General features: G+C 73.0%; 13 protein-coding genes. 8 read left to right on the forward strand and 5 right to left on the reverse strand.

Annotation, left to right across the window (positions count from 1 at the left end):
• Positions 1–8 precede the first annotated feature (8 nt).
• Positions 9–1,325: a cytochrome P450 gene (locus tag MQV74_RS03670; RefSeq protein ID WP_242714559.1), complete on the reverse strand. Its 1,317-nt coding sequence runs from the start codon at positions 1,323–1,325 to the stop codon at positions 9–11.
• Positions 1,326–1,465: 140 nt separating this feature from the next.
• Between MQV74_RS03670 and MQV74_RS03675 the strand changes: the two genes are divergently transcribed.
• The gene (locus MQV74_RS03675; protein ID WP_242714560.1) at positions 1,466–1,873 is read left to right on the forward strand and encodes a DUF3224 domain-containing protein; all 408 of its coding nucleotides are present in this window, start codon (positions 1,466–1,468) and stop codon (positions 1,871–1,873) included.
• Positions 1,874–1,960: 87 nt separating this feature from the next.
• Here the strand turns inward: MQV74_RS03675 and MQV74_RS03680 are convergent, their stop codons facing one another.
• Entirely contained in the window at positions 1,961–2,803 is an 843-nt protein-coding gene (locus MQV74_RS03680) for a DUF1206 domain-containing protein (protein ID WP_278194078.1), read from the reverse strand.
• A 341-nt stretch (positions 2,804–3,144) separates the two neighbouring features.
• Between MQV74_RS03680 and MQV74_RS03685 the strand changes: the two genes are divergently transcribed.
• Positions 3,145–3,882, forward strand: a complete 738-nt coding sequence (locus MQV74_RS03685) for a S1 family peptidase (protein ID WP_242714561.1) — start codon at positions 3,145–3,147, stop codon at positions 3,880–3,882.
• A 51-nt stretch (positions 3,883–3,933) separates the two neighbouring features.
• Here MQV74_RS03685 and MQV74_RS03690 read toward each other — a convergent pair whose 3' ends face one another.
• A complete protein-coding gene (locus MQV74_RS03690; RefSeq protein ID WP_242714562.1) occupies positions 3,934–4,890 on the reverse strand; it encodes a sensor histidine kinase in 957 nt (318 codons plus the stop codon).
• The gene (locus tag MQV74_RS03695) at positions 4,887–5,777 is read right to left on the reverse strand and encodes an MEDS domain-containing protein (protein WP_242714563.1); all 891 of its coding nucleotides are present in this window, start codon (positions 5,775–5,777) and stop codon (positions 4,887–4,889) included. Before MQV74_RS03695 ends, MQV74_RS03690 begins: the two co-directional genes overlap by 4 nt.
• 124 nt (positions 5,778–5,901) lie before the next feature.
• On the opposite strand from MQV74_RS03695, the gene MQV74_RS03700 reads away from it, so the two are divergent.
• The 6 genes from MQV74_RS03700 (at position 5,902) to MQV74_RS03725 (ending at position 11,455) form a co-directional block, all read left to right on the forward strand.
• Positions 5,902–8,052, forward strand: a complete 2,151-nt coding sequence (locus tag MQV74_RS03700) for an ATP-binding protein (protein ID WP_242714564.1) — start codon at positions 5,902–5,904, stop codon at positions 8,050–8,052.
• A gap of 204 nt (positions 8,053–8,256) precedes the next feature.
• The gene (locus MQV74_RS41105; protein WP_308402231.1) at positions 8,257–8,763 is read left to right on the forward strand and encodes an STAS domain-containing protein; all 507 of its coding nucleotides are present in this window, start codon (positions 8,257–8,259) and stop codon (positions 8,761–8,763) included.
• 326 nt (positions 8,764–9,089) lie between these two features.
• Positions 9,090–9,368, forward strand: coding sequence for a hypothetical protein (locus tag MQV74_RS03710; protein WP_242714565.1), 279 nt, complete (start codon positions 9,090–9,092; stop codon positions 9,366–9,368).
• Positions 9,369–9,639: 271 nt separating this feature from the next.
• The gene (locus tag MQV74_RS03715) at positions 9,640–9,999 is read left to right on the forward strand and encodes a hypothetical protein (protein ID WP_138957777.1); all 360 of its coding nucleotides are present in this window, start codon (positions 9,640–9,642) and stop codon (positions 9,997–9,999) included.
• Positions 10,000–10,008: 9 nt separating this feature from the next.
• Complete coding sequence (locus tag MQV74_RS03720; protein ID WP_242714566.1) at positions 10,009–10,305, forward strand: hypothetical protein; 297 nt, start codon at positions 10,009–10,011, stop codon at positions 10,303–10,305.
• The gene (locus MQV74_RS03725) at positions 10,292–11,455 is read left to right on the forward strand and encodes an ATP-binding protein (protein WP_242714567.1); all 1,164 of its coding nucleotides are present in this window, start codon (positions 10,292–10,294) and stop codon (positions 11,453–11,455) included. Before MQV74_RS03720 ends, MQV74_RS03725 begins: the two co-directional genes overlap by 14 nt.
• Before the next feature lie 65 nt (positions 11,456–11,520).
• Here the strand turns inward: MQV74_RS03725 and MQV74_RS03730 are convergent, their stop codons facing one another.
• On the reverse strand, positions 11,521–12,738 hold the full coding sequence (locus MQV74_RS03730) for a S8 family peptidase (RefSeq protein WP_242714568.1): 1,218 nt from the start codon (positions 12,736–12,738) through the stop codon (positions 11,521–11,523).
• Between the last annotated feature and the right edge of the window lie 65 nt (positions 12,739–12,803).

The following is a 12,803-nucleotide window of genomic DNA, read 5'->3' on the forward strand; positions in this document are numbered from 1 at the left end:
CACCCGCGTCACCGCACACCCACCCGCATCGGGATGCCGTCGGCCGCCCACAGCACGAACCGTTCGATCGGCGTGACCTGGTGCCCCGGCACCGGCCGGAACGTGAGGCGCTTGAGGAGCACGGCCAGGACGAGCTGCGCCTCGACGGTGGCCAGGCCCGCGCCCTCGCAGCTGCGGGGGCCGAGGCCGAAGGGGATGTAGGCGAACCTCGGCCGCTTGGCCGTCTCTTCCGGGGTGAACCGCTCCGGGAGGAACCGCTCGGGCTCGGGCCAGTGGTCGGGGTTCAGATGGACGGCCCAGAAGGGGTAGAAGATGGTCGTCCCCGCGGGGATCTCGTACTCGCCCAGCGTGAGGGGCTCGGTCGTCTCCCGCGCGCCGTACGGGCCGGGCGGGTAGAGCCGCATCGCTTCCTTCAGGGTCATGTCCAGATACGTCAGCTGCCGCAGATCCGCGTACGTGGGCGCGGCGCGGTCCCCGAGCACGCGGTCCACCTCTTCGGTGACGCGGGCCGCCGCCTCGGGGTGTCGGCTCAGCAGGTGGAGGGTCCAGGAGACGGCCACGCCGGTGGTGTGGTGGGCGGCGAGCAGCGTCACCATGACGGTGTCGCGGATCCGCGCGGGGCTCTGGCCCGCCTCGACGAGCGCGCCGATCAGATCGCTCCGGTCCTCGCGGCCGCCGGAGCGGTGGTGTGCCGCGACGACCTGGTCGACCGTGGCCCGCAGATACGCGAGGGCCTCGTCCGCGCGCCGGGCGCGCTCGTCCTGCGTACCCGGGACCGGAGCCTGGTAGAGGCGTCCCAGGTACTCGGTGAGTACCGTCTCGAACGCTTCGGTGACCTTCTCGGGGTCCTCGGTGTCGCCGCCCAGGGAGTACGCGCAGATCATCCGGAGCGTCAGCGCGGTGAGGTCCTTCTGCAGCTCGACGGGCTCGCCCCCGGCACGCGCGGCCCAGCGGTCGGCGAGGTCCGTCGCGAGCTCGGTGAACCGCGCGAAGTGCCGCTCGTGGGAGGGGCGTCCGGCGAAGACGGAGAGGAGCAGCCGCCGCCACGGGGTGTGCTGCTCGGCCGCGAGGACCTGGAGGTTGTCCGCCTCGCAGAGCGGGGCCAGGAACGCGAAGAGCCGCTCGGGCCGTTTGTCGATGTGGGCCGTGGCTTCCAGGAGCACGGGGTCGGCGACCGACACGGCCTCCTCCGCGCCCGGGAGTTGGAACCGCACGACGGGTCCGTATGCGGCGTGCAGCCGCAGTTGATAGGCGTGCAGTCCGCCCGCCGCCGTGACAGCGCCCACGCCGCCGTCCGGGCGGGCCTCGGGTCCCGGGATCTCCATGGCCGCGTTCCTTCCCTGCCCGCGGGTCGAGCACACGTACGCATCCGGAGATTCTCCGGGCGGTACCGCCGGGCCGTCCGTCCGGTAGATCAGGCTTTGTCATCTGGTGGCCGTGCGGGTGGCGGGGACTACGATCCGGTATGCGAGCCTCTGGAACGTTCAAAGTCGCCGACTTCACCCCGGTCACCACGCCGAGCCCGGGGATCGAGACCGCGGTGCCGGTGGCGGTGGCCACGATGGCCAAGCAGTACGAGGGCGAGGTCGTCGGACACTCCACGACCCTGTTCACCGCCGCCGCCGACCAGGCCTCCGGCACCGGCACCTATGTCGCGATGGAGTCCTTCGAAGGGACGCTCCACACGCGGAGCGGCACCTTCAACTTCGCCCACTCCGGGACCACTGTGGACAGCCGCAAGCAGGGCGAGTTCTTCGTGATCGTCCCGGGCAGCGGAACGGGCGGCCTCGCGGGGATCAGCGGGACCGGCGGCATCGCGGTCGACGAGGACGGCACGCACCGGCTCTGGTTCGACTACGAACTCGGGCAGTAGCGCGGCGGTCCCTCCGCGAACGCGGCGGCCGGGGGAGGCGCCCCTCCCCGGCCGCCGCACCGTGCCCCTGCCGTACCCCCGGGAAGCTCACACCTTCCGCCAGCGCGCGCTGGCCCACGAGAAGACGCCGAACGCCATCAGCGCCACCGCCAGGGCGACCAGCAGCCACGGTCCGCCCGCGGTGTGGCTGAAGGAGCGCAGGGTGTCGTCCATCCCCTTGGCCTCGCCCGGCTCGTGCCGCACGGCGGCCACGACGAGGAACACACCGGCCGCCGCGAAGGCACATCCGCGGCCGCAGCCGCCGACCACCCCGAGCACGTCCACGCCCCGGCGCACGGGGGCGGACATCTCCCCCATCCGCAGCCGGCGGCGGTACTTGCGCAGCGCGGCCCTGCCGATCATCCACAGCCCGGCCGCCACGACGCCGAGCCCCACCGCGCCCACGATCCACTGCCCGCCCCGCCAGTCCAGGACGGTCGCCGTGAAGTCGTCGGCCTGACGGTCGGAGGAGCCGCTGCCGCTGCCCTTGTCCCCCGTGACGTAGGCCAGGACCAGATAGCTGACAACGCCGTAGAAGACGAACCGGGCCGCCGACAGGAGGCGCTTGCCCGGCTTGCGCCCCTCGGGACCCGCCTGCCCGAACAGCGCCTCGGACAGCCGCCACAGCGCCATTCCCACGAGGCCGAGTCCGAGGAGCCACAACAGGGCTTCCCCGAAGGGCTTCTGGGCGAGCTCGGTCAGCGCGCCGCCGCGGTCGGCCTGCTTCCCGTCGTCGTCGGAGAGCGCGATGCGCAACGCCACCACGCCGACCAGTACGTAGATCGCGCCGCGCGCCACGAAGCCGGCCCGCGCCGCGACCTCCACCACATGACCGCGGGCCAGGCTCCGCGCCCGGCCTGTCCCGTTTCGCACTGCCCCATCAAAGCCCATGGTGGCCGAATCCCCCGGGACCCGCGACCCATGCCCCTCGAATGCGAGGGAGAGGCCACACCGAAGGGCGGGAGCGCCCCGCTCGCCCCACAGGAGCGACCTTTCGCCACGCAATAGTCCAGACCATATGTTTTCGCTTGACTATGCATGCGTACGCAAGTCTACGCGAATAGCCATGCCCCGCCTCTTGCGACAGCGCTGGCCCATCTGCCAGATTCTCAAGGGCCTTTGATGGCATGCACGCGACAGGATTACCCGCCTCGCGCGTGTACCCCCGGCCGCATACCTATGCGGCTTCGTCCTCCTGAAGGACGCTCCACCCCCACACAATGGAGATGAACGTGCGAATTTCCAGACTCCTCCCCGCCGTTGCGGCGGTCGCACTGACCGTCCTGGGGCTCGCCCCCACCGCCGCCGCCCAGGCCTCGGCGGCCGAGCGCGCGCCCGCCGCCCCGTCCACCACCTCGGCCCAGCCGATCATCGGCGGCGGCTACGCCAGCAACGCCCCCTGGGCCGCCCGGCTCTTCTCCAACGGGCGGCAGACGTGCACCGCCACGATCATCGCCCCGACCTGGATCCTCACCGCCAAGCACTGCGTCAGCGGCGGCGGCCTCTCCTTCCGCATCGGCAGCCTCGACCAGACCACGGGCGGCACCCAGGCCAACGGCGTCAGCGTCACGAGCAACCCGTCGGCCGACCTGTCCCTGGTCAAGCTCGACCGCTCCGTGGCGGGCACGTACTCGCCGCTCGGTCAGCCCGGTTCCGTGACCGTGGGCCAGTCCGTGCAGGTCTACGGCTGGGGCGCGACCTCCCAGTGCGGCCAGGAGATCAACTGTCAGTCCCGGCTCCTGAAGGTCGCCAACGTCACCGTCACCGGTGGCTGCCGCGACGCCTACCAGGGCCAGGCCATCTGCGCCCGCCGGGGCAACGGCATCACCGCGGGCGGCGACTCGGGCGGCCCCATGATGGCCAATGGCCTCCAGGTCGGCGTGGCCTCCACGAGTGACCGGCAGACCACCACCGCGTACACGAACGTGACGGCGTACCGCTCCTGGATCCAGAGCGTGGCCGGAGTCTGAGCCACCCCTCCCCTCCGCGCGACGCCGCGCGGAGGGGGCACGGGCCCCGGTTCAGCACCGGAAGTAGAGGCGAACGACCGAGCCGTCGGGGCCGAGCCGCTCGGTCATCAGATCGCTCAACTGCCGTACGACCCACAGGCCGTGTCCGCTCGCCGTGCGCGGGGCCGGGGGCAGATGGCCCGGGAACGCGGGCACGTGCGGCAGCCGGCCGCAGCCGCCGTCGGCGATCTCGCAGACCAGGTACTCCGGCTCGCTCCACAGCCGCAGCACCCCGTGCCCGCCGCCGAAGCGGATGGCGTTGACCACCGTCTCGTGCACGGCGACGACCAGGTCCTGGACACGGCCCTCGGCGAGCGACCGGCCGCGCGCGAACTCGGCGGCGGCCGCGCGGGCCACGGCCGTCCGCCCCCGCTCGAAGGGGACCTCGACGGCCTCGCGACCGGCCGATCCGGGCAGCTCGCGTTCGGCCTCGTCGCACTCGGCGTAGAAGTCGGCGGGGGCGGCGTAGCGGTCGTTGCGCAGCAGCGCGTCGTCGCCGACGGCCAGCTCGGGGTGGGTGCGGCGGGCGGTCGTGATGACCTCTTCCGGCAGGGCCCGGGTGTCGTACGGACACAGGATCCAGTGGCCGGATTCGGCGAACGCGACGTTCAGGAGCGACTCGTAGCGCATCCACTCCTGGACCTCCAAGGTGGTGCGGCCCGTCCAGACGGGTTCGCCGATCACCCGGACGCGGCGGGCGCCGCCCTGCTCGCGGGTGGTGCAGTACGCGTGGTACTGGCCGAGGGTGCGCGAGGGATAGTGGTACCAGTCGAGGCAGTCGATGAACTCCACCTCGCGCGCCGCGCCGCCCAGGGCGTCCCGCAACAGGTCGATGTTGTCGCCCGCGACGACGGCGAGGAGCGCGTCGCCCGCCTCCAGGCCCTCGCGCACATAGCCGAGGGTGCCCTCCAGGAATTCCTCGTCCGCGCCGTAGCACAGCGCCTGATGGACGAAGCCGGTTCGCGTCATAGCTCCTCATCCCCCCTGTCGATCTCCAGGCCGGGGACCGCGTCCCAGCCCGTGACCCGCATGACCCGGCGCACGTGCGGGGCGACCCCGGCGAGGAGGAGACCGCCGCCCCGCGCCCGCAGCCGCAGACCCGTGTGGACCAGCAGCCGCAGGGCTCCCACGTCGATGAACGACACGTCGCGCAGGCAGAGCCGGGTGCGGTGGCCGTCGGCCCGGCCCGCGGTGCGCGCGGCCTCGCCGCGCAGGGCCCGCGCCACGGCCGTGACGTTGGTGTCGTCGATCTCCCCGGAGAGGGCGAGACCGGGCGGGGCGAACGTACGGGTGATGCTGAGCAGTTCGTCCTTCCAGACGTGGTCGGCCACGGCCCGGCCGTGGTGCAGCCCCTCCACGGGCGCCCACTCGTGGACGTCGAAGACACGACGGTCGTACTGACAGACCGCGAGCACGGGCAGGGCCTGGAAGACCGGGTCGAGCAGGCGCTCGGCGTCCTGCAGCTCCTTGAACGCGTCGTCACCGGGACCGCGTACGACGTCGAGGGCGACGCGCAGCCCGAGGAAGCCGTCGGCCACGGCGTCCTCCGCCTCGCGGCGCACCCGCTCGTCGAGGTCCCACAACGACTCCGGGGTGCCGAACCTGGGGTCGAACCGCAGCCCGCCCGTGCTCAACGCGTGCTCCACGTCGGCCCCGTGGCCGCGCAGGAACCCGAGCGCCGCCTCGGGCGACGCGGGCCCGGAGGTGAGGACGAGGCCCCGGTGCCCGCTGGCCAGGCCGTCCAGGAGGAAGGCGGCGAGCGTCACCTCGCGCTCCTCCTCCGTGTCGTAGCCGAGGAGGAGGTGGTCACCGCACCTCATCTGCCCGACGGCTCTGAGTACCGGTTCCACGTCCATCCGACCCACCCCCTTGCGCCGCACCTCCACCGCAACTACGCGGTGTGCCGGGACGGTTACACGCTACGCCGGAAACGGGGCCTCCGTAGCCGATATGGTGATCCACACCTCACAAGGGGAAGGTATGTCCGCCTCAGTGCGCAACGGCAACGACCGCCTGGGCAATCTGCCCGCGGAACCCAATGCATTCGTCGGCCGGAAGGGCGAACTGGCCCGCATCGAGGTGCTGTTGGGCCGTACGCGTCTGGTGACCCTGACGGGCCCCGGCGGGGTGGGCAAGTCCCGGCTCGCGGTGCGCGCCGCCACCGCCGTCCGGGGCCGCTTCCCCGGGGGCGTGTGGCTGGTCGAACTGTCCGCGCTCACCGATCCCGCACTCGTGGCCGTCGCGATCGCGCAGGCGCTTGGCCTCGCCGACGAGCCGGCCCGCCCGGCGCTCACGGCCGTCGCCGGGCACCTGGGCGACAAGCCGGTGCTCCTGGTCCTGGACACGTGCGAGCACCTGCTCCCCGCCTGCGCGCGCCTGGCCACCGCCCTGCTCGCCCGCGCGCCGCGGCTGCGCGTCCTCGCGACCAGCAGACAGCCGCTGGCCGCGAGCGGCGAACGCGTCCTGGCGGTGGGGCCCTTGCCGGTCGGCGGCCCCAAGGGGAGCGGGGGCCTGGCGGACGAGGACCTGGTGGAGGGAGACGCGGTGGGCGGGGACCCGGTGGGCGGGGACGCGGTGGCGCTCTTCGCGGCCCGTGCCGTCGCCGCCGTGCCCTCCTTCGCCCTCACCGACGCCAACCGCCCCCAGGTCACCGCGGTCTGCGCGCGCCTGGACGGCATTCCGCTCGCCCTGGAACTGGCCGCCGCGCGCCTGCGCGACCTCCCCCTCGACCGTCTGCTTGCGGGCCTCGACGCCCGCTTCGAGCTGCTCACCGCCAAGGGTCCCGCACGCCCCGCACGCCACCAGGCCCTGCGGACGGCCGTCGGCTGGAGCCACGAGCTGTGCACCCCGCTGGAGCGGCTGCTGTGGGCCAGGCTCTCGGTGTTCGCCGGGGGCTGGGACCTGGAGGCCGCCGAATTCGTCTGTCACGGCGGCCCGTTGGGCGCCGATCACGTCCTGGAGCACCTGGCGGGGCTCGCCGAGAAGTCGGTCGTGACGCAGGAGCCGGACGGGGCCGGGCCGTGCTTCCGGATGCTCGACACCCTCCGCGAGTTCGGCGCCCACTGGCTGGCCGAACTCGGCGAGGCCGATGACGTCCGCCGCCGCCACCGCGACTACTACCGCTGGCTCGTCCGGCGCGCCGAGGCCGAGTGGCTCGGCCCCGGCCAGCGCGCCTGGGCCGACCACATGAGCACCGAGCACGCCAACCTCCGCCTCGCCCTCGACACCTGCCTGCGGGACCCCGACCCCACGCTCGCCCTCGAACTGGCGGGCACGCTCTGGTTCTTCTGGTTCGCCGCGGGCCACGCCGAGGAGGGCCGCGCCTACTTGGAGCGGGCCCTCGGCCGGGGCAGCGGCACGAGCGCCGAGCGCACCCTCGCCGCCTGGGCGCACCGCCTCATCACCCTGACCCCGGCCGACCTCGACGCCGCCGAGGAGGTCGCCGCCGGGTACGCGCGTCTCGCCGCGGCCCGCGGCCTGCCCCCGGCGGCCCGGATCCTGCCGCTGAACGGGGCCTCCCTGGCCGCGCGCGGCGAGTCCGCCCGCTCGGCCGTCCTGCACGGCGTGCCGGGCCCCGGCCCCGCGGGCGGCGGCGGTGCCACCTTCTTCAAGCTGACCAGCCACGCCGTGCAGGCGTACCTCCTCGCCGGGCAGGGCGCTCCGGCCCGCGCCGTCAGGGCCGCCGAGCGGCTCAGCGCCGAGTGCGACAAGCACGGCGAGCTGTGGATGCGCGCGTGGGGCGACTACTACCTGGGCCTGGCCCGGCTCGGCCTCGGGGACACCGAGTCCGCGGCCGACTGCGCCCGGGCCGCCCTGGCCGCCAAGTGGCGCATCCACGACGGCCTCGGCACCGCCGCGGCCGTCGATCTCCTGGTGTGCGTGGAGGCGGCCCGGGGGCGGCCCGAGCGCGCCGCCCGGCTGCTCGGGGCCGCCGCCGGGCTGTGGCGCCGGGTGGGGCTCGCGCGGTTCGGGGACGCCGAGGCCACCGTCGTCCAGCGGGAGCAGCGGCGCAGGCTCCGCGGGGAGCTGGGCGACGCGCGGCTCGGCCGCCTGCTGGCCGAGGGCCTGGCCCTGGACACCCACCAGACCGTGGCGTTCGCCCTCGCCGAGGTGCCGGAGGGCCCGTCCTGAGCCGGGCCCGGCGTGGGGCGCACCCGGCGGCGGCCCGCGTACGCCCCGGCTCGCGCGCGCTCCCCCGCTCACCCGATCGAGCGACAGCCATTCCCCTGACGGGGCTGTTGACCGGGCTGTACCGTCCCACCGTGCAACCGCCGAGCTCGGCACGGCCCGGGCAACCACGACGACCGCACCCCATTGCCGAGGTGAGCAGCCGCCATGAGTGAGCCATGGCAACGGAACGTCCGGCGCCACCGACCGGCGCTCGCCACGGCGAGCCACGCGGGGTGGTCCGCGCCCAGCCGCGTCCTGGCCGGACACACCGTCGTCGAACTCCACGGTGAGATCGACCTGGACGCCGACACCGACCTCCGGCTCCATCTGGACGGGGTGACCTGCCGCCCGTTCGCCCGGGTCGTCGTCGACCTGCGCGCCGTGACGTTCATCGACTGCGTCGGGCTCTCCCTGCTCGTCCGGGCCCACCGCCGGGTGCGGGAGCGCGAGGGCCGACTCCTGCTGGTCAGCCGCGACCCGCTGCTGCTGCGGATCCTGCACATCACCGGTCTCGACCGGCCGCTGCCGGCCCACCCCACCCTCGACCACGCGCTGGCCGCGGGCGACGCACCGCCGCCCGCCGTCGAGGACGTCCTGGCCAGCGCCGCGGACGGCGCCCCTTCCGTGGTGGCCCAGTGGCACGACGACGTACCTCGACACCCGCTCGCGTGAGCCCGCGCGGCGCGTGCCGGACCCTCCGCACCACCTCTCCCGGGCGTCACCTCCGCCGCTCCTGAAATCGCACAGGCAGTCGCCGTGATTCCCGGAAATGAGGCGGTACAAGAAAAGGCTTTCGCCGCTACACTCGCTCATCGGGATATCCGGCTTCGGGGGATTTCGGGGGGCGATCACACATGGCCGATGATCCACACTCACAAGATTCAGCCGCACGGCACGGACGCCGCCGCCCCTGGCACCGGGAAGTCCCGCCGGAGGCCGCGGAAGCCATCGTCGGAGTTCTGCAACTCCTCGGCGATGTCGCGATCAAAATCGCGCAAGTGCCGCGTCCGCTGCAGCTGAAGAAGCTCACCTTCGACGAGATCGTCCGCTATTTCGTGGAGGAACGCCCGGACGTACCTCAGGTGCACCACGGCGCCCTCCTCACCCGGCAGGGGCTTTCCTACGGATTCCCCTGTCTCCAGTTGTTCGTCGACCAGGACAACCACCCGTGCCTGCGCCCCTCCGGGGAGCCGTACGGCAGGTTCATGGTGGCGAAGGAGCTGGACGGTGAACTCCTGGGGATGTTCGGCGGGCGGGAACTCATCATCTTCGAGTAGCGCCACGGCCGGGAGTGGGGCAGTGCGGGAGGAATCGATGGGGAAATGGGCGGCCGTGGCCGCCGGATTGGCCGTCGCGGTGCCGTTGGCCGTTGCGACGTTCCGCGCGCGCAGGAAGAGGAACCGGTTGGACACAGAGATCGATCAAGCAGAACTGAACCGATGGTTCCGGCGCCATCGCTGATACCAGGGCGGCCACACACGACGAGTCCGTAACCACATCCGAACGACAACGGAAGAAAAACGAACACTATCGGGGGGAAAGACACCAATGGATCCACTCTCCCTCATCGCCGCGATCGCCTTCTTCGGCTATATCGCGGTGGTGATCGTCTCCATCACCGTGGAAATCATCACGGAATGGTTTCGGGCGCGCGGCAGGATCAAGGCGGACAACGCGAACGCGATCGCCTTCTCGCTCGCCGAGCGCATCGCCAACAAGGACTACGCGAAGGTGGGCGGGGTGTTCGACAAGACCCCGACGACCGCGTCCACGCGCATCGTGCAGGGCTTCTTCGACGAGCGGACCGGCCGCGTGGTCCAGGCACGGGCGCTCGCCAGCGCCCGCCAGCCCGACGCCGCCGTGGTGCGCCACCACGCGGCGGGCCGCGGGCTCGTCGTCTACACCTGAGGGGCAGCGGTGGAACCCATCAGCCTCCTCCTGCTCCTGATGGCGGGAGGCTTCGCCGCCGGGGCCGTCCTCGCCCTGGTGACCTGGGACATGGTGAACGGCTGGATCTCCGCGCGGGCCGTGCGGGGCGGCTACGCGGAGATCCTGTCCGAGCGCCTCACCACCGGCGACTACCACGTCGTCGGCGGCATCTTCAGCCCGTACGGCGTCAGGACGGCGACCCAGGTCTGGGACGCCCACGCCATCGACCCCGAACTCGCCCGCAGGCTCCGCACGTCGAGGGGTGTGATCCGTGTCCAGACATGAGCGCGGCCTCGACGGGCACGGCACGGACAACGGCTCCTGGTCCGCGCCCCGCCTCTTCCTGAGCGGTTTCCCCGCGGACGTACCGGACCGGGAACTGGTGAAGTTCCGGGTGCGGCTCTTCGCCATGCTCGGCGAGATCGTCGACCACTACCGGCCCGGCCCCTTCGTCCTGAGCGCCGGATACGGCACGCTGCCCCCGCGGCCCGGCCACGCCCCCGCGCCGTGGCCCGCCCAGGAAGAGGAGCCGCAGCCACCGTCCTTCTCCACGGTCGAGCCGCTGTACACCTTCGACCAGCTGGTCCTGCCCGAGGAGACCGTCAGCAGGCTGCTCGACTGCGTGTCGCTCGTGGAGGTGGCCCCGCTCGTCTTCGACACCTGGAACCTGCGGTCGATCGAGCCCCATCCGTCCACGGCGGTCAACTTCCGGGGCCCGCCCGGCACCGGCAAGACCATGGCCGCGCACGCCGTCGCGCACCGGCTCGGCCGGCGCATCCTGTCCTGCCGCCTGTCGGACCTGGAGAGCAAGTACCACGGCGAGGGGCCCAAGAACCTCGCCGCGCTGTTCGCCACGGCCAAGGAGCAGAACGCGGTCCTCTTCGTCGACGAGGCCGAATCGCTGCTCTCCCGCCGGTTCGCCCAGCCCCAGCAGGCCGCCGAGAGCGCCATCAACTCCATGCGGACCGAGCTCCTCATGGCCCTCGACACCTTCCAGGGCCTGGTGATCTTCGCGAGCAACCTGCCGCACAGCTACGACGCGGCCGTCGAGTCCCGGTTGCTGCACGTCGACTTCGCCCTGCCCGACCACGCCGCCCGGCGCCGGATCTGGCAGACCCATCTGCCCGCCGAACTGCCGGTGCACGACGACGTCTCGCCGGAGGACCTGGCCGACGTCGGCGACGTCTCCGGCCGGGACATCAAACTGGCGGTCGTCCTCGCGGCGGTCGGCACGGCCCGCCGCCGGGAAGCCGCCGTCACGCGCGAGACACTGCTCGCCGCCCTCAAGGAACAGCGCGCTGAACCGCCCTCGTCCCCGGTCCCGGACGAGTCGGGGGCCGAACTCTCCGACGAGGGCAAGGAGTCGGTCGCCGCACAGCTGCGCCGACGCCTCGCCGACGCGAAGGGCGACAGCGGCGCGGACGCCCCGGCCTGAGCCGTGCCGTGCCGTACCGCGCCCCAGGGAAACGGCGGTCCGCGGGCCCGGCCGGGCCCGCGGGCTCAGCCGTTGTCCTCCTCGGGATCGTCCGGGGTGAGGGAGGGAGCCAGGTACAGCAGGCGGTTGGGCGAGCCCGGGCTGACGGTGAGGACGTCCGGCGTGGCCGCGTCGATGATCCGCTGCTTGAGGACCGCCGGGGTGCTCTCCGCGTCGTCGTCCAGGGCGAGCAGGACGGCCCCGGTGGTGTAGGGCGCGGCGAAGGACGTGCCGCTGACCGTGGCGGATCCGCCGCCCATCTTCGCGGCGAGGACCTGGTGCCCGGGCGCGTAGAGGCTCACACAGCGGCCGTAGTTGCTGGTGGCGGACTGGACGTCGCTGCGCGTGCTGTTGCCGACGGCCAGGACGCTCGACGCGCGCGCGGGCGAGCGGGTGCAGGCGCTGCGGCCCTGGTTGCCCGCGGCGGCGACGGTCAGGATGCCGTGGTCCTTCGCGAGGTTGTTGACGGCCGTATCGGTGGTCGGGGACAGCGATGAGCTCAGTGAGGAGTTCACCACGGCCGCCGGGACCGCGTTCTTCGCGATCCACTCGTAGCCTGCGATCAGCCCCTCATTGGTGCCCCTGTTCTGGCAGTTGAGGACGCGCACCGACACCAGCTTGGCCTTGCGCGCGACCCCGTAGGCGGCCCCGCCCGCGAGGGAGGCGACGCTGGTGCCGTGGCCGTAGCAGTCCTTGCCGTCGCCGCCGAAGGCGTCGAAGCCGAGCGTCGCCCGGCCCTCGAACGCGACGTGGTCGAAGTCGATGCCGCTGTCGAGGATGTACGCGGTCGCGCCCTCGCCGTCCTCGCCGGGCGTGAAGGAGCCGTCGAGCGGCAGCGGGCGCTGGTCGATGCGGTCCAGGCCCCACGACGCGGTGGCCTCCCGATGGCGCCTCCAGGCCGTGCTGCGCGGGCCCGAGATGACGCCGACCTCCTCCACCGCCACCACGCCCGGCAGCCGCCTCACGGCGCTCAGCTGACGCGGGCTCAGGTCGGCGGAGAAGCCGTTCAGGACCGCGCGAAAGGTTTGGCGCACCGGGAGCCGCCACTGCTCCGCCGCGCGGTCGGACGGCACGCCCTCGGCCAGGGTGACGATGTACCGGCCCGGCAGGGCGTGGGCCGCCTCGTGCACGGGGGCGGGCGCCCGCTCCCCGGCCGTCGCGCCGGGGGCGGCGACGAGACCGGCCGTGAGGGCGGCGGTGGCAGCGGCGACGGCGGTGACGGCGCGCCGAGGTGGTCGGGGCATGGGGTGCTCCAGGTGAGAGTGGGGGCTGGTGCGTACCGCACGGCCCACAGGCCGCTCTGTATCTC

It is taken from the genome of Streptomyces sp. AN091965, assembly GCF_022698285.1.
In the GTDB taxonomy this organism is placed as follows: Bacteria; Actinomycetota; Actinomycetes; order Streptomycetales; family Streptomycetaceae; genus Streptomyces.